This window comes from Silvimonas terrae (assembly GCF_014202765.1).
GTDB classification, from domain to species: Bacteria; Pseudomonadota; Gammaproteobacteria; order Burkholderiales; family Chitinibacteraceae; genus Silvimonas; species Silvimonas terrae.
The window spans coordinates 575,052-598,691 of sequence record NZ_JACHHN010000004.1; the positions used below are offsets into that span (position 1 = coordinate 575,052).

Consider the following 23,640-nt stretch of genomic DNA (forward strand, 5'->3'; position numbering starts at 1 on the left):
GAGACGCCATGCGCTTTGCATTGGTTTCAGATATTCACGGCAACCTGCCGGCGCTGGACGCCGTGCTGGTTGACGCCCGCAGCCGCGGTATCAGTACCATTGTGAATCTGGGCGACAGCCTTTCCGGCCCGCTATGGCCACAAGAAACCGCCCAGTTCCTGATGCGTCAGCGCTGGGTGCAACTGGCTGGCAATCATGAACGCCAGTTGCTGGCCGTTGACCCGGCCCATCCAGAAAAAAGCAGCCCGTCAGATAGCTACGCACGCAGTCAGGTCAATCCTGAAACCCTGGCCTGGCTAGCCACACTGCCCGGCACGGCCTGGCTTGGGCCGGCTGTATTTTTATGTCACGGCACGCCGACGAGTGATCTGGCGTATCTTCTGGAAACCGTGGTGCCGGGCAGCGTGCGACTGGCCCATGCCGATGAAATCGCCCAGCGCCTGGGCCCCATTGACGCGCAAGTCATTGCCTGTGGCCACACACACTATCCGCGCATCGTCGCCACCCAGGATGGCAAGCTGATTGTGAACCCTGGCAGCGTGGGCCTGCCCGCTTACGATGATGAACACCCTTACCCGCATCTGATCGAAAACGGCGCGCCCCACGCCCGTTACGCCATTTGCGAACAATGTGAAGGCCAATGGTTTGCAGAACTACTGGCCGTGCCTTACGACTACCCAAGCGCTGTTGCGCAAGCAAACGCCAATGGCCGCCCGGACTGGGCCCATGCACTGGCCACCGGCTATGCCCAACCGGGCATTGCGGTGACCACGATCGAAGAATGAAGGAAACCGCAGTTCATGCAGGAATTTGTATTTGATTTTGAAGTGGCCGGGGTGTTTTATTCCCGCGCCAAACCGGATGCCGACTGGATGCGCTGGAAAGAAACGGCGGCCCACATTGTCACCAACCAGTGGCTGGCCCAACCAGATTTTCTGGCGCAGTCGGCGGCGTACAAGCTGCACTGGACCACACAACGCAAATGGCCAGAGCGCGAACAAGACGGCTTTGAAGTGCTGTACGAAGTAGACCGGCGCAACCGCGTGCGCCGGCGCCTGGCACTGTACGACGGCAGCTTTTTGCTGGCCAAAGTTGTACCTGCAGCCACCGACGAATGACATTTACCGGCAGGCCCAACCGCCTGCCCTGATACCGGGTTTTTGATGCAAGCCATTCTGCAACCTACGTCCAGCGCCAATTGGGGCCTTACCGCCCTGCCGCCGCTGTCGTTGTATATCCACTTTCCGTGGTGCGTAAAAAAGTGTCCATATTGCGACTTCAACAGCCATGCCGTGCGCGAAGGCGTGCCGGAACAGCAATATATTGAAGCGCTGCTGCGTGATCTGGAGTCCTGTCTGCCGCTGATCTGGGGCCGCCAGGTGAACACCATTTTCATGGGCGGCGGCACCCCCAGCCTGTTCTCGGCCGATGCCATGGAAACCCTGCTGGCCGGCATCCGCGCCCGCTTGCGCCTGCAGCCGGATGCAGAAATCACGCTGGAGGCGAATCCGGGCACATTTGAGGCCGAAAAATTTGCCGGCTACCGTGTCGCGGGGATCAATCGCTTGTCGATTGGCATCCAGAGTTTCAACGGCGATCACCTCAAAGCGCTGGGCCGCATTCACAACGATGAAGAGGCCCACAAGGCCATCGACATTGCCCGCCAGCATTTCGACAACTTCAACCTCGACATCATGTACGCCTTGCCCCGGCAGACGCTGGAACAGGCCATCAGCGATATCGACACCGCCATCGCCGCTGGCTCTACGCACCTCTCGGCCTATCATCTGACGCTGGAACCGAACACGCTGTTTCACCGTTACCCGCCCGCCCTGCCGGATGACGATACGGCGGCGGACATGCAGGACGCCATTGAGGCTCATCTGGCGGCAGCGGGGTTCGAGCATTACGAGACCAGCGCCTTTGCCCGCCCAGGCCGCCGCGCAAAGCACAATCTCAATTACTGGACGTTTGGTGACTATTTGGGCATCGGCGCGGGCGCACACGCCAAGATCAGCTTTCCGGACAAGATCATCCGCCAGATGCGCTACAAGCAGCCCACCGAATACCTGACGCACATGGCACAAGGCAACGCCGTGCAGACGGAAGAACGCGTGACGCTTACGCAATTGCCGTTTGAATTCATGCTCAATGCCCTGCGGCTGCTTGATGGTTTTGATATCGACCTCTTCACCCAGCGTACCGGCTTGCCACTGACCAAAGTGATTCATGAAGTGGAACGCGCCGTGGCTGACGGCTTGCTCAGCCGTGACCTGCACCATATTGCCCCCACCGAACGTGGACGGCGGTTTCTGAATACGTTGCTGGAGCGGTTTTTGAAGGAGGAGTGAGAGGCCGCGACAGCCGATGGGGTTGGGGTTGACATGCCTCCCCTCCGGCAGCGCCGAGCATCGCAGCGAAGTCCGGGGTTTTGGCGTAAGGGTGTTTGAGGCCAAAGGCCGAGTTCCCTGGAGCCAGCCGGACTTTGCGAGAAGCGCAGGGAACCCGAAGGGCGCTGTCGCAGGGGTCGCCTTTCTTTGGTTACTTTCTTTGGCGACGCAAAGAAAGTAACGTGCTCCCGCCACCGCGGGTATCAAATGCTTTTAAGCGCCCGCGCCGCCAGGCGCTGACACGCAAACATCGCAGGCGGTGGATTGTCGCTCCGCTCCGATTCCACCCTACGGAAGCACGGCAAAGGCCACTTGCTGTGGCAGAACTGGATTCCGGCGCAAGGGGGCCGCCGAGGACCGGAATGACGAGTCCGTGGCAAGGGATAAAGCCCTGCGCTCCCCGACAGCATTGCCGCCGGATTCTCGCCGCCGCAGGAATGGAGGGTTAACAGCAAAGCCACCCCCTATCCTTGCCAGCGCCCCTCCCCCAGGTTATGTTCCCCGCTCTACCTCATTGCCTTATGCCGGAGCCCATCATGAGCAAGTCCATCATCCACAGCGACAAAGCCCCCAAAGCCGTCGGCCCGTACTCGCAAGCGGTCAAAGTGGGCGACACCGTGTATCTGTCCGGCCAGATTGGTCTGGACCCGGCCTCCGGCAACCTGGTCGATGGCTTTGATGCCCAGGCCCATCAGGTGTTCACCAATCTGCGCGCCGTAGCGCAAGCCGCCGGTGGCGATTTGTCCGATATCGTCAAACTGGGCGTGTTCGTCACCGATCTGGGCAACTTTGCCCGTCTGAACGAAATCATGACCGAATACTTTGTCGAGCCCTACCCGGCCCGTGCGGCCATTCAGGCTGCAGCATTGCCCAAGGGTGCCGTGGTTGAAGCGGATGCGGTGCTGGTACTGTCCAGATAAGCGCGTTACGCCGCGTTGATTCCGCCAGCCCGGCTGCCGTGCGCGCCGGGCTGGTTTTCATCCGGCGCGGCCTTATCTACATCTGATCGTACATCTGATCGCTTACCCCATCGTCCGCCCGGAGCCGTCCATGTTCCAGAATCCCTCTGATGCTGAAATCCGCGCCTTGCTCGAACGGGTCAAGCGTATTGCCGTCGTCGGGCTTTCGCCCAAGCCGGATCGCCCCAGCTATGGCGTCTCGCAGGTCATGCAGCGCGCCGGCTACCAGATCGTGCCCGTGCGGCCCATGGTCACTGAGGTACTGGGCGAGAAAGCGTATGCCACGCTCAAGGATGTCCCCGGCGCGGTGGACCTGGTGAACGTGTTTCGGCGGGCAGAAGAAGTCGATGCCGTCGTCGATGAAGCCATTGCCATCGGTGCGCCCGCCATCTGGATTCAGCTTGGCATCGTGAACGACGCCGCAGCCGAGCGTGCCCGTGCGGCGGGGCTTACGGTGGTGATGGATAAGTGCATCAAGATCGAATACATGCGTTTATGTCTGTAATGCACCGAGCAACCCCGTTGTCATCTTGCCAGCGGACAGACACCCGTTTAGCCTGAGCATAACGATCCACAAAGTACTGATATGAATCTGACCTTTACCAAGATGCAGGGCCTGGGCAACGACTTTATCGTGCTCGATGGCGTGCGCCAGTCCTTGCAGCTTTCCGCCGAGACCATCCGCAAGCTGGGCGATCGCCATTTTGGCATCGGCTTTGACCAGTTGTTGCTGGTCGAACCCGCCGAACGCGAGGGCGTGGATTTTCGCTACCGCATTTTCAATTCGGACGGTGGCGAAGTAGAACACTGCGGCAACGGCGCCCGCTGTTTTGTGCGCTTTGTGATTGATCAGGGCCTGACCGACAAAACCGAGATCGTGGTCGATACCGCCAAGGGTGTCATCCGCCCGAAGCTGGAGGCCAATGGCCTTGTGACCGTCGACATGGGCGAACCGCGTTTCTTGCCCGATGAAATCCCCTTTGTTGCCGATGCCGACAGCATCACCTACCCGCTGGACGTGAAGGGTGAACAGGTCGACATCAGCGTGGTGTCCATGGGTAACCCGCACGCCGTGCAGGTGGTCGAGAACGTCGACAGCGGCGTAGTGGAACGCCAGGGGCCGGTCATCGAGCACCACCCGCGCTTCCCGCAACGAGTGAACGCCGGTTTCATGCAAGTCCTCAACCGGGGCGCGGTTAAACTGCGTGTCTATGAACGCGGCGCAGGCGAGACTCTGGCCTGCGGCACCGGCGCTTGTGCAGCGGTGGTGGCCGGCATTCGCCGTGGTTTGCTGGACCCGACGGTACGCGTGACCACGCACGGCGGCGACCTGACCATTAGCTGGCATGGCCCCGGCACACCGGTCATGATGACCGGCCCGGCAGTGAGCGTCTTTACGGGTCAGATTGAAGTCTGACCCGACCGGCCATCGACAACAAAACACCAATCAAATCAATTCATTGGCAGAAAGAGAGCGGACAATGCAAGCCCAGGAAGTCATGCAATGGTTGCAGGAAAACCCCGGTTTTTTTGAAGACTATGCCGACGAGATTGCCGATATTTTCGTCCCCCATAGCCACAACGGCCAGGCCGTATCGCTGGCCGAGCGCCAATTGCTGACCTTGCGCGAGAAAAACCGCGCGATGGAAATGCGCATGGCCGAACTGCTGCAGTTCGGTGAAGAAAACGATGTGATCTCCGACCTCTTGCAAAAGCTGGCGGTCGGGCTGATGCAGGCCAACGACCTGCCCGGCATAGTCGGCACGCTGGAATACCATCTGAAAGAACGTTTTCTGGTGCCCCACGTGGCATTGCGTTTGTGGCTGCCGGCAGATGCGCAATTGCGGGAATTCACCCCGGTGGGCGAAGCCGTCTACAAGCTGGCCAACAACCTGGTTTCGCCCTACTGCGGCCCGTATGTGACGGACGAGGTGGTGGAATGGTTTGAAGGCGTGGGAGCGGAACTCAAATCGTTTGCGCTGTTTGCCCTCAGAACCAGCGACCAGCCGTTTGGCATTATGGTGCTGGCCAGCAATGACCCGGACCGCTTCTTCCCCGATATGGGTACGTTGTATCTGCAGCGCTTGTCCGAGCTGCTGGCCGCCGCCATCCGCCGGGTTGTGCCTTCCGGCCCCCCCGTACTCTCTGCTGAAGTGACCGATGCCGGTCTGCCGGTCATCGACGATTTGCCATGAACGATGAGCTGCTGGCCCGCTTTGCGCAGTACCTGGAAGGCGAACGACACGCCAGCCCGCAAACGCACAAAGCCTATCTGCGTGATCTGCAAGAGCTGATGACGCTGGCTGGCAGCAAACCGCTCAAGGAACTGACCGCGCTGGATGTGCGCGGTTTTGTGCGACAGCTCGCGGCACGCGGGCTGTCGGCGTATACGATAGGCCGCATGCTGTCGGCCTGGCGTACCTTTTACAAGCTGATGGCGCGCGATCTGGCCTGGCCGCTGGACCCCGCCAGCAGCGTCAAACCACCGCGCAAACGCCAGCGCCTGCCCAAGGCCATGTCTGAGGACGCCGCCGTGGGCTTGCTGGAAAACATGCCAGATGACGACACCCTCAGTGCGCGTGACAAAGCCATGTTTGAACTGGCGTATTCGTCAGGCCTGCGGGTCTCTGAACTGGTGAGCGTGCAACTGGCCGATGTTGATCTGGCCGGTGGGCTGGCACGCATTACCGGTAAGGGTAACAAGACGCGGATGGTGCCCGTTGGCAGCAAAGCGCGGGAGGCCGTTGAGGCGTGGCTGACGGAGCGCGCCCTGATCGCCCTGCCCGATTGCACCCAGGTGTTTGTCGGCCAGCATGGCAAACCACTGAGCACGCGCGCCGTGCAGGCCCGCTTCAAGACCTGGGAAGCACGCCTGGGCATTGCCGAGCCGCTGCATCCGCATAAACTGCGCCATAGTTGCGCCACCCATTTACTGCAAAACTCGGGCGATCTGCGCGCGGTGCAAGAGCTGCTGGGGCACGCCAACCTGTCCACCACGCAGGTGTATACCCATCTGGACTGGAAGGTGCTGGCCAAAAGCTACGATGCCCATCACCCGCGCGCGCGGCGCAAAGACGACAACGGCGCCCCTGAGGCGCCGCTATCTGACGAATTCTGATCTGGACGACGACGGACCTAGCGCCCGCTATACGGCTGGCGTAACGGCTGGGCTTCTTTGGTGGTCGGGCCCTGCTCGACGGCTTCATCCACCGGCACATCGTACTCAAACAGATCAAACCCGGCTTGCTGCTCCACCAGCCGCACTGCCGTCAGCATGATGGTGTCGCTCCCGGTTTCCACGCGGAACTGGCCGCCCTTGATAAACGTGCCGCGCGGCGCCAGTACCCGCGCCGGTTGCCGCAAGATGGACATGATCGGCAACATCAACACCGGCGTCGGCGTCGCCTCTGGCAGGGCTTCTGCCGTGCGCATCAGGCCCAGTTCTGCTTTGGGCGAGAAAATCTGCACCCCAATTTCCAGCGCGCCGTCTTCGCTTTGCTGAATCCAGCGCACGGCGGCGTACATCCAGTTGCCGCCGGCTTCTTGCGGCCGCACGGACACCAATTCACCCACGCGCAGCCGTTCTGGCGGGGCTTCGCGCTTGGCCAGCGCATAGCCACCCGGGCTTTCGTCAACCACGGCCCAATCCTGCAAATGCAGTTCTGCCGTCACGCCGGCTTGCTCCAGTTGATCTGGCGGCAGCGGCACATCCGGGTCCATGGCGCAGGCGGCCACGTATTTGAGGCCGACGCACAAATGCACGCTGGCATCTTTGGGAATGCGCTGGAACATGCGGCGCGGAGCAATGCTCCATTGCTTGAGCAAGCGGCGCAGGATATCCATCCAGAACTGGATTTTCACCCGGTCAGGCACGGCCGGGGCCTTGGTTTCCAGCCCTTGCAGCATTTTGTGGACTTTCTTGCCCAGCTCAATGGTGTCAATCAGCATGGCCGGCCCGGCATAGTCGCCCGGCAGGTTGTTGCCGTAGTAGGCCGGCGCTTCGTCCGTATCCAGCCGCGCCAGAAAGAAGCCGCCGCTGCCGGCATGCTGCGCCACCGGCTGAAAATGTGCAGCCGGGGCGTAGTTATCGATAATCTCGATGACTTTTTCCAGCTCAATGGTGGAGAAGCGCAACGGGTCTGCCAAAGACAGCAACACAATGCGCTTGTACAGCACGCCCACTGGCGGGCCAACTTCTTCCAGATGCGGTTCGTCCAGCTGACGCGATTGCGCCATCAACTGGAACAACTGATGCAGCTCACGCCACATGCCGGAAAACGGCTGCATGGCCATGCGGCAATCAAGCTGATAAGCCCGATAAAACAACAGCATGATCAGTTGCACCAGTTGCGGGACTTGCTGCTTGCTGTTGCCGCTAAAGAAAGAACGCTTTTCCACCCGCTCCACCAGCGCGATCTTGTAGCCACCCGCCAGTTCCAGCCACAGATTGCGCATCAGCAACATGGCCTGGCGCGGCTTATCCCGCATGGGCATGCCTTGCGAGACGGCTTGCGCGGCAAAATCACCGGACATGACATCCAGCACGCGGCGGTATTCGTCCAGCAGCTTGACGCGCACGTCCGCTTCCATGACGGTGCGGTTGCACGAAGCCAGCGCATCGAAAATCTGCCGGCCGGTTTCCAGCACGTGGCCGCTGGGCAGGCCGATCAGCCACATGCGCAAGGCACGCGGATCGGTCTCCACAATGGCGGCCAACCGGGCATCCGGTTGGGGCAGATCAAGCGATAGCTGCATCGTCCAGCTCCTCTTGCCCACCCAGCGCGGCTTCAAGCGCCTGGGTAGTGCCCGCGACAAGCCAGTCGGCTTCGTCATCCTTCATGACGTACGGGGGCATGAAATAAACGGTGTTACCAATCGGGCGCAGCAACAAACCTTGTTCCAGCGCGGCACGATACAAGCGCTGGGCAAAGCCGGGGCGCGGGTCTTCGACATCAAAAGCCCAGATCATGCCCGTATTACGATAGTGGCTTACCCGCGCATGCTGCGCGAAACCGGCAAAGCGCTTCGACCAGCGGGCCGCGCGCTCGCGATTGGCGGCAATCACGTCGTCGTGCTCAAAGATATCGAGCACGGCCAGCGCCGCCGCGCAGGCCAGCGGGTTACCGGTGTAAGAGTGCGAATGCAGGAAACCCCGGGTGACATCATCATCATAAAAAGCCCGGTAGACCTCATCCGTGGTCAGTACGGCCGCCAGCGGCAAGAAACCGCCAGTAATGCCCTTGGAGACACAGATGAAGTCCGGCTTGATGCCGGCTTGCTCGCAACCAAACAAGGTGCCGGTCCGGCCAAAACCAACGGCGATCTCGTCCGCAATCAAATGGACCTGGTACTGGTCGCACAGGGCGCGTACCCGGGTGAGGTAGTGCGGGTCGTACATCGCCATGCCGGCCGCGCCTTGCACCAGCGGCTCCAGAATGACGGCAGATATCTCTTCATGGTGTGCGGCCAGAATTGCAGCCAGCCCGTTGGCGGCGGCATCTGCCACATCGCGTGCAGTTTCACCGGGGCCAGCCAGACGGGCATCTGGCGAAGGGGCGATGAAATTGTCCCGCACGAGGCTGGAGTACGCGCTGCGAAACACCGGCACATCTGTCACCGACAGTGCGCCTATGGTCTCGCCGTGATAACTGCCAGCCAGATAAACAAAGCGGTGCTTGTCCGCCTTGCCGTTGTTCTTGTGATAATGCGCCGACATCTTGAGCGCAATTTCGGTGGCAGAAGCACCATCAGACCCGTAAAACGCATGACCCAGCCCGGTCAAGGCCGCCAGACGTTCAGAAAGCTCGACGACTGGCCGATGTGTGAAACCGGCGAGCATGACATGCTCAAGCTGGTCCAGTTGGGTTTTGATGGCCTGTTTGATACGCGGCTCACCGTGGCCAAACAGGTTGACCCACCAACTGGAAACGCCATCCAGATAGCGTTTGCCATCACAGTCGACCAGCCAGACGCCTTCGCCGCGTTCAATGGGAACGAGCGGAAACGTCTCCAGGCGCTTCATTTGGGTGCACGGATGCCAGACGGCATGGCGGCTACGTGCCAGAAGGCTGTCGTTATGGTTGGTCGGGCTTTCCAGTTTTCTCTCCTGCATACAGACTTCGGATATTTCCATGTTGCGATGGTTCAAAACAGTACCAATCGTCACCCGTAAAAAACCGATTGAGCGGCAGGTTATACGATTCCTGGGGCACCTGTTAAGCGCCATATGCTAATTACTTAATAAATTACTTATTGCTTTCAAAACATATTCATTCTTGTTAATTATGTTGTGACAATTTTCGGCACAAGTGACGTAAATCGCTTCCCAAAAATGGCAAGTTGTGCGCTGCGAAAGAAGCCAGCCGCGCCCTGTAATCTGACGAAAAACAATCCGCCGGGCATACAACCATGTTTGATTTTCATCTCTCCAAACGCGAAAACGTCGCCCTTCTGGGTGATCGCGAAATTATTACACACGGCTTGCAAACCCAGGTGTGGAGTGATCTATACCATCGCTGCATGATGATGCGCTGGCCAGTTTTCTTTCTAATGGTGGGCGTCGCTTTCCTGCTTTTGAACCTGCTTTTCGGGACGCTTTACACCTTGGGCGCCCACCCCATCGCCAACCTCTATCCAACGGGCTTCTGGGGCGCATTTTTCTTCAGTGTCGAGACGATCGCTACTGTCGGATATGGCGACATGCATCCGCAGTCGGTTTATGGCCATGTCATTGCAACCATAGAGATTTTTACCGGCATGATGAGCATCGCCCTGATTACCGGCGTGATGTTTGCGCGTTTCTCCCGCCCGCATGCGCGCATCATGTTTTCGCATAACCCGGTCATCCGCCCGGTTGATGGCCAGATGATGCTGATGATGCGCGCCGCCAACGCCCGCCAGAACGTGATCGTCGACGCCTCTGCCCGGCTGCGCATCATCCGGCAAGAGCGTTCGGTAGAAGGTCTGCAAATCAGACGCATCCACGATCTGACGCTGGTGCGCCACCAGCACCCCATGTTTGTGCTGAGCTGGACGCTGATGCACGTGATTGATGAATCCAGCCCGCTGTTTGGCATGACGCCGGAAGACCTGGCCCGCACTGATTGCATGCTGGTCCTGAGCCTGGATGGTACGGATGAAACCACCACACAGACCATGCGCTCCCGGCAGAGCTACAACCATGAGTTGATCCGCTGGCAATATGCCTATGCCGATCTTTTATACACGGACGCCACGGGCCAGACGCATGTGGACTACAGCCGGATGAATGAGATCAGACCCCTGGCCGTGGCAGAACAGCCGACGGGATAAACCTGGAGGGGGAATCCGCACCGGCAGCGCCCCCTCCCCGCGCCGGCCATCCCTGACACAGCACCCCGCTTTTAAGGTACCGTGTACGCCGGCAGTCACCCCCGGTTGTAAAGAAAAGAAATGTCCAACACCCCCAAGCTTTCCGAGGCCCAAGAGGCCATCCTTCACGCCGTGGCGGATCTGGCGCGTACGGATTACCAGCAACATCTGCTGGTTGAAGCGGGCGCCGGCACGGGCAAGACCACCACACTGGTGGCAGCGCGCGAGCAACTGGTCCATGCGGGGGTCGGTGTGCTGGCGCTGACGTTTTCCAACGCGGGTCGCCAACGTTTTGCGGATGTCCATCTGGCCCAGACCGGGCGCGGCTTGCCACCCAAAAGCGTGCTGACTTTTGATGGTCTGGCGTTTGAAGTGCTGTGCGGTGCGGTGGAAGGCCGCAATTACTCGGGCGACGGTTTTTTCACCCGGGAAGAAATCCGCCAGAACGCCATCAACGAAAGCGACCAGTTGCTGCAATTGCTCTCAGAGCTGGTAGCAGAACTGAACGACACCTGGGAAGGCGAGATTCCGGACCGGGAATCCGATCTGATCGACTTGCTGGATCTGATCGGTAACGCACGGATTGCCAACGTGTTCCGCGACCCGCGCATGTATGCCGAGGAAGACGGCCTGGAAGAATTCCAGGAAATGGAGCGCACCGAGTTCCTGGCCAGTCTGGACCTGCCACCGTGGTTTTATCACCTCTTCAGCCGGTTTGAGCGGCTGCGCCGAGAGAGCCGGCATCTGGTCGGCGTTGAAGGCGCCGCGTACGACCTCGCGGGGGATCCACGGGCGCTGGTGCGTTATGTCTGGGCCAACCGGATCAACGTGATCATGGTTGATGAATTTCATGACACCAAAGCGCTGCATTTTGAACTGCTGAACGTGCTGATCAAAGCGGGTTGCCGGCTGGTACTGATTGGTGACCGGCATCAGGACATGTTTGCCTGGCGCGGTCTGCAGCCGTTCTCGGCCTTTGATAGCGCGGGTCAACTGGCTGGCCTGAACACCCTGGCGTTGCCGCGCTCCTGGCGTTATGGCCACCGGATTGCCCAAATGGCCGATCGCATTGTGCAGCGCTTGCAACCTGGCGCGGCGCGGATTACCGGGCCACGTGCGCAGGCGGGCAAGTTGCTGGCGGTGCCTGATCTGGTGGCCTGGCTGGCGCAGAGTGCGCAGCAAGGCGTGGCGCTGGCCGACCACTGCGCCATTCTGCCGACCCAGGCCGATTGCATGCTGCTGCAATTGCGCCTGTTTGATGCCGGCGTGCCGTACCGTCTGGTCGAACGGGTACGGCATTTCTTCCAGGGTTACGAATTTCGCGTGTTACGTGCCCTGGCGGTGTTGTACAGCCGCCGTTTCGCTGCCGATGCACCGTTTCACATCAACAGTCTGTACGCGCTGGATGTGCTGATGAACGTGCCCACCCTGGGCCTCGACAAAGAAACCCGCAGCGACCTGCGGGCCGAACTGGGCCTGGACGGCGCACGGCGGGCAGATGGGCAGCGGCTGCTGAATGCCGACCCCTATACGCTGGGTCTGGTGCTCGACAAACTGGCCGAATTCTTGCCGCCCGTACTGACCACGGCCCAGTCCTGGCCGGCCTGGCTGGCGCTGGCGGTACAGCATCTGCAATTGCACGCGTTCTTGTACCAGCGCGCCCAACACCCGGCGGCAGGGCGACAGTCCGCCCTTTTGCTGGACGAACTGGTGCGCCGCTTCAGCATCGATCTGGCCCCGGCCATGCAGGTCCAACGCTGGGACGACGCGGTGGAGCGTTTTGTGCGCCAGCGCGGCAATGCCAGCGGTTTGTCATTGACCTCGGTGCTGCATGCCAAGGGCCACGAATATGCCCGAGTCTTGTTGCCGATGGGCGAGGCCGGTTGGCGGCGACATCTGCTGCAACCCACGGCGGCGGGCTGGCGCGAGTTGTACGTGGCGGTCACCCGCGCGCGGGACGGGATCATGCTGGAAACCACAGATGACAACCAAACGCTGGCGCAAGAAGTGCACGGGGTGTTTGGCGGGTAAGCCCCCCTTGTGTGCATGTGGGCAGCCTTGGGAGATCCGTTCCCGCTGCAGCTCAAATTGATCCCCGTAGCCCGGATGAAGGCCAACGGCCGGGATTCCGGGGTGACGCGGTGTGCCATTGCCGAGGACGCAAACCCGATCTTGCGGGCGTCGCTACCCTGGATTCCCGCTTCCCCGCTGCGACAGCCGCTTTTGGCGTTCAGTGTCTTTACGGGGGCACCCACCAAGGGGCGCGCTTCAATCCGGGCCAGGCCTGAGTGAGCCGCCCCCCAGTCCAGGCCTTTCACACCCATCCGGGCGTCACACGCGCCCCGCTCCAGGATTGATCAACGCCGTCAACACGTGATCTTCCCACTGCCCTGCAATACACAGATAGCTACGCGCCAGCCCTTCCCGCTCAAAACCCAGCCGCGCCAGCAAACGCGCGCTGCGGGTATTGGCGGGCATGTAAGCCGCCATAATCCGGTGCAGGCCCAGTTCGTTGAACACATAGTTGTTGGCCGCTTTCAGCGCTTCTGCCATCAACCCCTTGCCCTGCCATGCCGCCGCCAGGCTATAGCCCAGATTGCAGGCCAGAAATGGCCCGCGCACGATATTGCTGTAATTGCAGCGCCCCACAATGTCGCCGCTGAGCCGGTCATGCAGTACCAGCGGCAGCGCCGTGCCAGCCGCAAATTGCGTCAGCGCCTGCTGCTGTCGCTGCGTGTAGCTTTCCGGGGCATACCACTCCAGATCGCGCACTGGCTCCCAAGGGGCAAGATGGCGGCGATTCTGGTCGTCCCAGGCGGCCAGCAAATGGGCGTTTTCCGGGGACACAATGTCCAGTAGCAAGCGGGGCGTGGTGATCTGGATCGGGCTCATGCGGATTGGGCTGGGCAACGGTGGACATTCATGGCTACAGCTTAGGTGGCGACAGAACAAAAGCCGGCTTGCGCCGGCTTTTGTTCTGGTCGAACGGATCAACAGACTGGCAATTACCAGATGTGGATACGCTGTTCCGGGGCCTTGTACATCTTGTCGGTCGGCTTGACGTCAAACGCGCTATAGAACGCATCGTTGTTCTCGGTCGCACCAATGGCGCGGTAACGGCCGGGCGAATGCGGGTCAGACTTGATCAATTGCAGCTGGTATGCGTCGCGCACCTTGCCGCGCCACACCTGGGCAAACGCAAGGAAGAAGCGCTGATCCCCCGTCAGACCATCAATCACCGGTGCGGTCTTGCCGCCCAGCGCCAGGTGATACGCCTTGTAGGCCACTTGCAGGCCGGAGTTATCGGCAATGTTCTCGCCCAGGGTCAGCTGACCGTTCACGTGCTGGCCCGGCAGGGGTTCATATGCGTTGTACTGCGCCACCAGTTTGTCAGTCAGCGCGGTAAAGCGCTGGCGATCTTCCGGCGTCCACCAGTCATTCAGATTGCCCACCGCATCGAAATGGCTCCCCTGGTCATCAAACCCGTGGCTGATTTCATGACCAATTACCGCGCCAATGGCGCCGTAATTGGCGGCGTCATCGGCCGCCATGTTGAAGAACGGCGGCTGCAAAATGGCGGCGGGGAACACGATCTCGTTCTGCGCCGGGTTGTAATACGCATTCACGGTTTGCGGCGTCATACCCCATTCCGTGCGGTCAACCGGCTCATTCAGACGAGCCAGTTCGCGTTTGTATTCAAACTGCGCCGCACGCTGATAGTTGCCAAACAGGTCGTCTGGCTTGATCTCCAGCGCGCTGTAATCACGCCATTTATCCGGATAACCGATCTTGAGCGCGTAATGGGCCAGTTTGTTTTCTGCGGCCTTTTTGGTTTCCGGCGTCATCCAGGTCAGTTGCTCGATGCTCTGGGCGTACGCCTTCATCAGGTTGCCGACCAGTTCTTGCATGCGGGCTTTGTACTCTGCCGGGAAATACTGGGCGACGTACTCTTTACCCACGGCCTCGCCCAGACCCCAGTCTGCGGCGGTAACCGCCCGTTGCCAGCGCGGCGGCTCTTTGGGCGTGCCAGACAGCGCAACACTATGGAACTGGAAGCTGGCGTCAGAGAAGTCCTTGGGCAAAAGACGCGCCACGGCGTCCAGCTGGTGCGCCTTGAAATAAGCGCGCCACACGGCAACCGGCTGGCTCTGGATCAGCTTGCCCAATTCGGTAGCGTAGGAGGGCTGGGCCAGATCGACTTCGGCCACCTTGCCAAAACCGGAGGCCTCCAGGAAAACAGCCCAGTCAAAACCCGGCGACAGTTTTTGCAGCGCCGCCACATTCAGTTTGTTGTAGGTCTTGAGCGGATCGCGGTTCTCTACCTTGCTCCATTGCGCCTTGGCCAGTGCGGTTTCCAGGGCAATCACGGCGCGGGCCTGAGCCTCGGCATCCTTTTCGCCCGTCAGGGTAAACAGGCGGGTCAGATAGGTTTGATAAGCGGTACGCGCGGCCACAAAACGCGCGTCGTCGATCAGGTAGTAATCACGGTCAGGCAGCGCCAGACCGCCCTGGCCTGCGCCCGGGAAATAATGCGTGGAGTCCTTGGGGTTGATCTCCACCGAAATATTCATGGGCTGCGGGCCCGGGTTGGGCTGAACTTCGCCCATATAGCGGACCACGTCGGCCGGCGTGTTGATCTGGTCAATGCGCGCCAGCAGCGGTTTGACTGGGGTGGTGCCCCGTTTTTCGATCGTCACTTCATCCATATAACTGGTGTAGAAGTCACCGATCTTGCGCTCATCACCCGTGGCGGATTTATTGGCGGCAGCCGCTTCCAGAATCTTGCGCGAACGCTTGAGCGACTCTTCACGCAGTTCAAAGAACGCTCCCCAGTACGGCTTGTCGTCCGGAATCGCCGTGTTCTTGACCCACGTGCCGTTGGTATGCAGATAAATGTCATCCTGCACGCGTACGCTCTTGTCAAAGTTCGTAAAGTCGATACCGGAAACAGGCGCTGCATGGGCTTGCAGGGCCAACAATAACGCGCCGGTCAGCGCAGCCAGTTTGAAGTGCTTCATCGGGGTCCTTGATCGGGATGGGGTTACCAGAGCCGCGTTGTGGGCGGGGTGGGCATTGTCACCGGCCGCCATCATTTCAACAATGCGGCAACGCGTATACAAGACTTGTCAAAATCCAACTGGTTCTCGTTACAGACGCAACAATCCAGAGACGGACTGCATCATTACAAAGGGCTTTCCGTTATCATCGCACCTCACCCCCGCACGTCCAGCCACCCAGACACCCCACAAGGAGAACCGGCATGCTGAACCAGTTGTTGACCCGGTCGGCGCAATACGCGCCCAACTTTGGTTCTGGTCTGACCAATCATTTGCCCATGGCATTGATTGCGCTGGCACGTCTGGGGGCGGATGACGCCCGCCTGGAAGCGTATTTTGACGCCTACACCCAACAACTCTCACCGCTGGAAAGCGCCCCTGGCGTGATCGACCCCGCATTCTGGCAACGCGAGTTGGGCCAGCGGCAGTTTTACGACGCCTACCGCAACTACTTTGTTACCCAATTGGCGGCCGAAGGCGTGGACGCCGTGGTACGGCGGCATCTTCCTGACCTGCTGCCGGGCATTGGTGGTGCGGCGTTTCATGGCTTGATCCGCGCTCAGTACGCACTGGCCAGCGGACATACCGACGAGATGGCCTGCGGACTGGCGTACTGGGCCTGTAGTGCCCGCAAACTGGCAGACTGGCCGGTGCCGGCCCCCATCAGTGCTGATCCATTGACGCTGGTCTCGCGCTTGTTTGTGCCTGAACTGGCGATTGATCCGGCCGGTTTCATGATCTCCGCCAAGATGCGTAATGCGGCCCAATTGCCCGCATTTGCCCCGGTGGCTGGCTGGCTGGAGATTGGCCCGGATACCTTGCAAAAGCTGGCGGTTTACGCGGCAGAATGCTACTTGGCAAGCGGCAATTTCACCGTGCTGCATCTGGTGACCAGTGCGCATGCCTTGCGTGGCCTGGCCCACTGGATTGAGGACATGGACACCGCCGTGCGCTGGTATTGGCAGGCGTATGCTGCAGGGGTCATTGCCAGCGGGATCAGTGGCCCGGCGCCGCACGTGTCTTTGTCCGTGCAACCGGACTGGGCACCGATCATCGCCGCGGGAATCGCGGCCGAGGACGAACATGTGATCAAACTGATCGATGCTTGTCATGAGGAATACGCAGCGTATGGCGACAACGCGCACGGGCTGGCCGCCCGGCGGATTGCCGAACGTTAGCGGCAGCGCCCGCCGCATACATACCTCAACTCGCAAGACCAGAACTTGATGCTGACGCTCACGCCCGCTTCGCCGCAACCTGTGGCGGGGTGCAGCGTCTTTGTAAAAAAAGAATCCGAAAAGGTTAATCCATGAGTCTTTACCGCTTGCTGGCCGGTTTTATCCGGCAGCACTGGCGTCCCTATTTGCTCTCCGCAATCATGTTGTTTGCGGTGGCACTGTTGTCGGTGCTGATCCCCCGCCAGGTCGGGCACATTATTGATGAACTGGTGGCGCACCGCCTGGCCGGCGCCGCGTTGATCTCCCAACTGGCCGTGGTGCTGGTGATGGGTGTGGCCATCTATTTCTTGCGGGTGGGCTGGCGTTTGCAGTTGTTTGCGGCGGCCTACCGGCTGGGCGTGAGTTTGCGCACCCGCTTGTATGACAAGCTCGCCACGCAAGGGCCGGGGTTCTATCACGGTCAGCGCACCGGCGACTTGATGGCGCGCGCCACCAACGATATCGACGCCATCGAGATGGCTGCCGGCGAAGCCATGCTGGCCGGTTTTGATGGCTCCATGACGCTGATTCTGGTGGTCGCCATGATGACCATTGGCATTGACTGGCGGCTGGCGCTGGCGGCGTTGTTGCCGTTTCCGCTGATGGCGCTGGCGTTCTGGCGTATCTCTGATCATATCCATCATGCCTGGCATGATTCGCTCGGCCGTTTCAGCAAACTGAATGACCATGTGCAAGAAACACTGACCGGCGTACGCACCATGCGTGCGCTGGGTTTGCAGGCGCGCAACAGCAACGAGTTGTCCCGCCTGGCGGGCGACGCCGCTGCCAGCAGCTTGACCGCCCAGCGCTGGGAAGCCGCGTTCGAGCCCTCGGTGGGGCTGACGCTGAGTACCTCTGCCGTCACGGTGCTGGCGGTGGGCGGTTACCTGGTCTGGCAGGGCGAGTTGACCATTGGCGCGCTGACCAGTTTTTCCATGTACCTGGGCCAGTTGATCTGGCCAATGTTCGCTGCCGGCTGGGTGCTGTCTTTGCTGGAGCGCGGCAAAGCGGCCTGGGGCCGGCTGGGCCCCATTCTGGAAACACCACGCAGCGTGCCGGATGACGGCGTTGCCGATGCCTTGCAACCGGGTGCGCTGATTTTCAGCAATATCGGCTTCACTTATCCAGAACAGGGTACGCCGGCGATTTCCGGGGTGAATCTGACGCTGGCGGCCGGCAAAACACTGGGGCTGGTCGGGCCGACGGGTTCGGGCAAATCCACACTGCTGCGTTTGCTGCTGCGCCAATACCCGCTGCAACTGGGTGAGATCACCTGGGATGGCGTCGCCGTGCCGGAGTACAAACTCGACACCCTGCGCAATGCCATCAGTTGGGTACCGCAAGAGCCGTTTTTGTTCTCGGCTTCGGTGGCGGACAACATTGCCCTGGTCAAACCTGACGCCACCCGCGAAGAGATCGAGCGCGTAGCCAATCTGGCCGCCGTGCATCAGGACATCCTGCGTTTGCCGCAAGGGTACGACACGCCCGTCGGTGAGAAAGGGGTGTCGCTCTCGGGCGGGCAACGCCAGCGCGTCGCCATTGCCCGCGCCTTGCTGGCCGATGCCCCCTTGCTGCTGCTGGATGACGCGCTCTCTGCGGTCGATACGCAAACCGAGGCGCAGATCCTCTCGCATTTACAAGAAGCGCGGCGTGGTCGCACGGTGATCATCGTCAGCCACCGGCTCTCTGCCGTGGCCGACGCGGATCACATTGCCGTCTTGCGCCATGGCCGGATCACTGAATCGGGCACACACGACAATCTGGTCGACGCGGATGGCTGGTATGCCAGCCAGTGGCGTTACCAACAACTGGAGGCCAGTCTCGATGAGCTCTGAGATTGCACTCGATGAAGTCACGCTGGATCAGGCCGCGCTCAAAACGCAAAGCCTGAAAAGCGAACGCCGCGACGCGATTGCCTTGCTGCGCAGCGCTGCCGTACCGGAAAACCGCCACCTGCTGTGGGGCACCTTCTGGCTGGTTTGCGCCGCGCTGCTGGAAGCGCTGGGCCCGTTTTTATCCAAGTTGTTTATCGACAAATACCTGCAACCGCACCATCTGGTTATACCGGAAATGGCCGCCATTCTGGCTGGCGCGCTGGTGGCCGGTTACAGCGCCGGTATCTTGCGTTATCTGCAATTGACCCGGCTGGCCGGCGTGGCCATGCGCTCGGTGCAACGCCTGCGGGAACAGGTCTACAGCCACGTGATCCGCCTGCCCATGGCGTTCTTTGACAAGGCCATTACCGGGCAACTGGTCAGCCGCGTGACCAACGACACAGAGTCGGTCAAAGCCCTGTATGTGCAAGTGCTGTTTGTCATGCTCGACAGTTGCATTGTGGTCACTGGCGCCATGCTGGCCATGACCTTGCTGGACTGGCGCTTGATGGTGATCGTGCTGGCCTTGTTCCCGGCTGTGGTGATCATTGTGTGGTGGTATCAGCGCTGGAGCGCACCATCCGTCGCACTGGCGCGGGAACTGCGCAGCGAGATCAATGCCCAGGTGGCCGAGTCCATTGCCGGCATGAGCGTATTGCAGGCATCCAACGCGGCAGGCCGCTTCTCTGGCAAGTTCTCCCGCACCAACGAAGCCCACTACAAGGCCCGGCTGAGCGAACTTTCTGCCAACGCGTGGCTGTTGCGCCCGGCGCTGGATTTACTGAATGCACTGATCCTGGTGGTGGTGATCTACGCGTTTGGGCAGCGCCAGTTCAGCGCGCTGGAGATCGGGGTGTTGTACGCGTTTGTGAGCTATATCGCCCGCGTGGTCGACCCACTGATCCAGATCACCTTGCAGTTCAGCCAGTTGCAGCAGGCCGTGGTGGCGGCTGCACGCGTCAACACCCTGCTGAAAGAGTCGCAAGGCCCGCAGCCGGATGGCAACGCAGAAGTGCGTAACGGGGCGGTACGCTTTGCCAACCTGCGCTTTGGCTATCACCCGGATCAGGTGATCTTGCATGACCTGAATCTGGATATCCCGGCCGGTAGCTTTTACGGCATTGTCGGGCATACCGGCAGTGGTAAATCCACGCTGCTGTCTTTGCTGCTGCGCTTTTATACGCCACAGGCGGGCGAGATCGACATTGACGGTATCCCGCTGACCCGCATTGGTGATGATGCCTTCCGTGCTGGCGTCGGCCTGGTCCCGCAAGACCCGTTCTTGCTGGCGGCCAGCGCGCGGGAAAACATCGACATGAGCCGTGGTTTATCGCAAGCGCAGATTGAAGAAGCCGCCCAGGCCGCCGGCGTGCATGAGTTGATCCTCTCGCTGGAGAACGGTTACGACACGGATATGGGCGAGAGCGGTACGCGCTTGTCCAGTGGTCAAAAACAGTTGATCGCCATCGCCCGCGCCCTGGCCGGGAAGCCGCGCATCTTGTTGCTGGATGAGGCGACCTCCCACATCGACAGCGAAACCGAGCAACTGGTCCAGCGCGCGCTGGAGGCTTTGCACGGCAAGGTCACAATGATTTCCATTGCGCACCGCTTGTCGACGATTCGGGATGCCGACCGGATTATCGTGCTGAACCATGGGCATATTGCCGAAGCCGGCACGCACGACGAGTTGATGGCGGTGGAACACGGGATTTATCAACGTCTGTATTTGCTGCAGCAACTCCAGGATTGATTTCTTGCCGCGAAAAAACCGGAGCTCCAAAGGCTCCGGTTTTTTTGGTATGCAGAGCGCCAGCGGGCAGTCCGGGTTCCCGCTTGCCGCGCTGCAACGGCCATCTGGTCCATCCAATGACTGTCGGGGACATCCGACCACCCATCCCATACACGTTTCAAACACGTCACGCTATGTGTCGTAGCTGATGACGCCAACCCCATAGCGGCTTATGATTGCCGGTTTGGCGAGACAGAACGTCCGTTCACCTTTCGTCAGCAACACAGACCATAGAAATACCCGACATGAATCAAGCCCAACCTACGCCGCGCCCGCCGTCCGGCCGCACTGGCGACGGCTTTCTGCCCGTAGCCCGTGTTGCCCTGTTGGCATTTGCCTGCTGCCTGGCGTTTATCTTCCAGATTTTTCATTGGCCACAATGGTGGCGAGCCCTGTTTGGTATCGGCGGCTGGTGGCTGGCCTTGGGTGCCGGCATGGCCACATGGCAAGCACTGCGCCAGCAACCTCTGCGTATTACGCGGCCCGGCTGGCAAAGCCCGCTGGGTTACGCGTTGCTGGTGCTCAGTGGGGCGCTGGCCGGGCATCTTATTCTGGCCAATGACCATCCGGCCGTCGGCTTGCTGGTTCTGGCCGCAGGCACCGGCGCGGGTATCCCCTTGTGGGCCGGGCTGGGCTGGAATGCGCTGACCGAGCACGTGGGCTCCGCCGTGGAAAACGCCTTGCATCGACTGACCGCCAGACTGTCGTGGCCGGCCCCGGTCACCACCGAGTCCGTGGCCGAGGTTGAGGCCAGCCCCCCTGTGGCATCGGTTGAGCCTGCAACCACCAGGACCGCAGCGGCAGCCGGCTCGCGCCTGCGCGAGTGGTTTAGCAGCACCTGGTCTGCCGCACCGGCAGCGGATGACCTTGCCGAAGCCCAGGCGGACTTCGATACCGAACCAGCGCCAGAACCGGCCCCGGCTCCCGCCCCGGTCCCCGCTGAAGAGGCGCACCAGATCGCACTGGCGCGCGCTGCCGGCAAACTGGATACCCGCTCCGGACCGCAGATCAACACCGTGCCAGTGGGCTCCCCGCTGCCGATCGTCACACTGGACCACGCTTTCCGGCGTGCTCCGCCTGCGCCTGCGCCCAAACCCCTGCCGGTTTTGGGCCGGGACCAGGTACTGCAGCCGCCGCGTCACCTTACTCGTCCGCCGGAACGGCGTAGCAGCGCGCCCGCGCCTCAGCCCGATCTGCCACGCATTGATACCAATGAAATCCGTGCCCGCTTGCAAGCATTGCACGGTCACCGCGACACCCAACGTATCGCACCGCAGGGTACGCGCCTGCCGGAGCATTCCACGCCGGCCACCGATGCCGCCAGGCCTGCGACCCCGATCGTCGTGCGCGGGAGTCGCAGCGTCAGCAGCGCAGACGACGCGGTCTTCATCAGCGCCCGGCGAACCAGCCCGCGCCCGGCAGAACCCGAGCCCATCCCGCAGCCGGTTTTCGAACCGACAGCGGTTACGCCGCCGGTCAGCACCGCCACCGAGCCGCAAGAACCCGGTGCCGACCTTGTGCCGCGCTATCAATCCGGCCGCACCATACGCACCACCCCCAGTTACGCAGCGCCTGCGGCAGAGGCGGTGCCTCCCGGCGTGCCGGCCCCGGCGGTGGAACCCGCCCCGCTGGCACCGCGTCCGTTCTGGCAGCAAGCGCTGCCCGCACCCAGCACACCCCCCATTGCTCCAGATCTGGTCCTGCCAGAAATGCCTGTCTGGGCTGCGCCCGTTGAAGTCGCCCGCGCTGAGCCAGAAGTCGCCGCTCCCCTTGTGGTCGAGCCGCAAGTGGAAAGCTGGCCGGCCATTCAGGACACACCGCTCCCGGTGATTGCGCCGGAACCTGTTGCGGTCGCGCCGCAACCGGCACCACCGCCCGTTGCGGCGACAACCCCAGCCCACTGGCAACCCATGCCCTGGGACGCCCCTGCCGAAGAAGAGGAGGATGAAACCGCTCTCCTCCCGGTCGAGCCTCAGGCGATCAGCTTGCCGGCCTCCGTTGTCGAACCCGAACCCGCGCTACTCCCGGCTCTCTCTCCATGGCAAAACACCGCCAGTGTGGCGCAACAACTGGTGGCCAGTGGCCAATACCAGCCCTCTGAGTGGGCCGCCGAACTGATCAACCGTCCGGCACCGGTGCCGCCACCGCGTCCGCTGTACGACGAAAGCTGTTTGCCCTCGCTGGATTTGTTGCAACCCCCGGCGGATCCCATTGACCCGATCAGCCAGGACGAACTGCTTGATCGCGGCATTGTGATTGAGGAAAAGCTGGCGGAGTTCAAAGTTAAAGTCAGCGTCCTTGATGCCTTTGCCGGCCCGGTGATCACCCGCTATGAGGTCGAGCCAGCCATCGGCGTGCGCGGCGCGCAGGTGGTCAACCTGGTCAAGGATCTTTCTCGCGCGTTGGGTCTGGTCTCTATCCGCGTGGTCGAAACCATTCCTGGCAAGACCTGTATGGGCCTGGAGTTGCCCAACCCAACCCGGCAGATGATCCGGCTTTCCGAAATTCTGAGTGCGGAAGAGTTTTACGGCACCAGTTCCAAACTCACCATGGCCCTGGGCAAGGACATCACCGGCAAACCGGTGGTCACCGACCTCGCCAAAGCCCCGCACATGCTGGTCGCCGGCACTACCGGCTCGGGCAAGTCGGTCGGCGTGAACGCCATGATCCTGTCCTTGCTGTACAAGGCCACGCCGGACGAAGTGCGCTTCATCATGGTCGACCCCAAGATGCTGGAACTCTCCGTCTACGACGGCATCCCGCACCTGCTGGCCCCGGTCGTCACCGACATGAAACTGGCCGCCAACGCGCTCAACTGGTGTGTGGCAGAAATGGAAAAACGCTACCGCCTGATGAGCGCCATGGGCGTGCGTAACCTCGCCGGCTTCAACCAGAAGGTCAAGGAAGCGGAAAAAGCCGGCAGACCGCTCACCAACCCGTTCAGCCTGACCCCGGACAACCCGGAACCGCTGACCCACCTGCCATTTGTGGTGGTGGTGGTCGA

18 protein-coding genes are annotated in these 23,640 nt (G+C 61.0%); 14 read left to right on the forward strand and 4 right to left on the reverse strand.

Going from position 1 to position 23,640, the window contains the following annotated elements:
* Positions 1–8: 8 nt before the first annotated feature.
* From HNQ50_RS12665 to HNQ50_RS12700, 8 genes are all read left to right on the forward strand, one after another.
* Entirely contained in the window at positions 9–785 is a 777-nt protein-coding gene (locus tag HNQ50_RS12665; protein WP_184101238.1) for a metallophosphoesterase family protein, read from the forward strand.
* Between the two features lie 15 nt (positions 786–800).
* Entirely contained in the window at positions 801–1,118 is a 318-nt protein-coding gene (locus HNQ50_RS12670) for a hypothetical protein (protein WP_184101240.1), read from the forward strand.
* Positions 1,119–1,163: 45 nt separating this feature from the next.
* The gene (gene hemW / locus HNQ50_RS12675) at positions 1,164–2,351 is read left to right on the forward strand and encodes a radical SAM family heme chaperone HemW (RefSeq protein WP_184101242.1); all 1,188 of its coding nucleotides are present in this window, start codon (positions 1,164–1,166) and stop codon (positions 2,349–2,351) included.
* A gap of 575 nt (positions 2,352–2,926) precedes the next feature.
* Positions 2,927–3,310, forward strand: coding sequence for a Rid family detoxifying hydrolase (locus HNQ50_RS12680; protein ID WP_184101244.1), 384 nt, complete (start codon positions 2,927–2,929; stop codon positions 3,308–3,310).
* A 130-nt stretch (positions 3,311–3,440) separates the two neighbouring features.
* Positions 3,441–3,854 (forward strand): CoA-binding protein, encoded by a 414-nt coding sequence (locus HNQ50_RS12685; RefSeq protein ID WP_184101246.1) that lies wholly within the window; start codon positions 3,441–3,443, stop codon positions 3,852–3,854.
* 81 nt (positions 3,855–3,935) lie between these two features.
* Positions 3,936–4,766, forward strand: a complete 831-nt coding sequence (gene dapF, locus HNQ50_RS12690; protein ID WP_184101248.1) for a diaminopimelate epimerase — start codon at positions 3,936–3,938, stop codon at positions 4,764–4,766.
* Positions 4,767–4,830: 64 nt separating this feature from the next.
* On the forward strand, positions 4,831–5,544 hold the full coding sequence (locus HNQ50_RS12695; RefSeq protein ID WP_184101250.1) for a DUF484 family protein: 714 nt from the start codon (positions 4,831–4,833) through the stop codon (positions 5,542–5,544).
* Positions 5,541–6,467 carry a tyrosine recombinase XerC gene (locus tag HNQ50_RS12700; protein ID WP_184101252.1) on the forward strand — a complete coding sequence of 309 codons (927 nt, stop codon included), beginning with the start codon at positions 5,541–5,543 and terminating at the stop codon, positions 6,465–6,467. Before HNQ50_RS12695 ends, HNQ50_RS12700 begins: the two co-directional genes overlap by 4 nt.
* 17 nt (positions 6,468–6,484) lie before the next feature.
* On the opposite strand, the gene HNQ50_RS12705 is transcribed toward HNQ50_RS12700, so the two are convergent.
* Positions 6,485–8,104 carry a cyclic-di-GMP receptor FimW-related protein gene (locus HNQ50_RS12705; protein ID WP_184101254.1) on the reverse strand — a complete coding sequence of 540 codons (1,620 nt, stop codon included), beginning with the start codon at positions 8,102–8,104 and terminating at the stop codon, positions 6,485–6,487.
* Positions 8,088–9,461: an adenosylmethionine--8-amino-7-oxononanoate transaminase gene (bioA, locus tag HNQ50_RS12710; RefSeq protein ID WP_184101256.1), complete on the reverse strand. Its 1,374-nt coding sequence runs from the start codon at positions 9,459–9,461 to the stop codon at positions 8,088–8,090. The genes HNQ50_RS12705 and bioA overlap by 17 nt, the downstream gene beginning before the upstream one ends.
* 296 nt (positions 9,462–9,757) lie before the next feature.
* On the opposite strand from bioA, the gene HNQ50_RS12715 reads away from it, so the two are divergent.
* On the forward strand, positions 9,758–10,660 hold the full coding sequence (locus HNQ50_RS12715) for an ion channel (protein ID WP_184101258.1): 903 nt from the start codon (positions 9,758–9,760) through the stop codon (positions 10,658–10,660).
* A gap of 120 nt (positions 10,661–10,780) precedes the next feature.
* A complete protein-coding gene (locus tag HNQ50_RS12720) occupies positions 10,781–12,730 on the forward strand; it encodes a UvrD-helicase domain-containing protein (RefSeq protein ID WP_184101260.1) in 1,950 nt (649 codons plus the stop codon).
* A gap of 300 nt (positions 12,731–13,030) precedes the next feature.
* Here the strand turns inward: HNQ50_RS12720 and HNQ50_RS12725 are convergent, their stop codons facing one another.
* Both HNQ50_RS12725 and HNQ50_RS12730 read right to left on the reverse strand, forming a co-directional pair.
* Entirely contained in the window at positions 13,031–13,591 is a 561-nt protein-coding gene (locus tag HNQ50_RS12725; RefSeq protein ID WP_184101262.1) for a GNAT family N-acetyltransferase, read from the reverse strand.
* 113 nt (positions 13,592–13,704) lie between these two features.
* Complete coding sequence (locus HNQ50_RS12730; protein ID WP_184101264.1) at positions 13,705–15,717, reverse strand: M13 family metallopeptidase; 2,013 nt, start codon at positions 15,715–15,717, stop codon at positions 13,705–13,707.
* A 242-nt stretch (positions 15,718–15,959) separates the two neighbouring features.
* On the opposite strand from HNQ50_RS12730, the gene HNQ50_RS12735 reads away from it, so the two are divergent.
* From HNQ50_RS12735 to HNQ50_RS22360, 4 genes are all read left to right on the forward strand, one after another.
* The gene (locus HNQ50_RS12735) at positions 15,960–16,934 is read left to right on the forward strand and encodes a questin oxidase family protein (protein ID WP_184101266.1); all 975 of its coding nucleotides are present in this window, start codon (positions 15,960–15,962) and stop codon (positions 16,932–16,934) included.
* Positions 16,935–17,065: 131 nt separating this feature from the next.
* The gene (locus HNQ50_RS12740) at positions 17,066–18,808 is read left to right on the forward strand and encodes an ABC transporter ATP-binding protein (protein WP_184101275.1); all 1,743 of its coding nucleotides are present in this window, start codon (positions 17,066–17,068) and stop codon (positions 18,806–18,808) included.
* Positions 18,798–20,597: an ABC transporter ATP-binding protein gene (locus HNQ50_RS12745; protein ID WP_184101283.1), complete on the forward strand. Its 1,800-nt coding sequence runs from the start codon at positions 18,798–18,800 to the stop codon at positions 20,595–20,597. The genes HNQ50_RS12740 and HNQ50_RS12745 overlap by 11 nt, the downstream gene beginning before the upstream one ends.
* A 284-nt stretch (positions 20,598–20,881) precedes the next feature.
* A partial coding sequence (locus HNQ50_RS22360) for a DNA translocase FtsK (protein WP_184101285.1) occupies positions 20,882–23,640 on the forward strand: 2,759 nt, incomplete at its 3' end.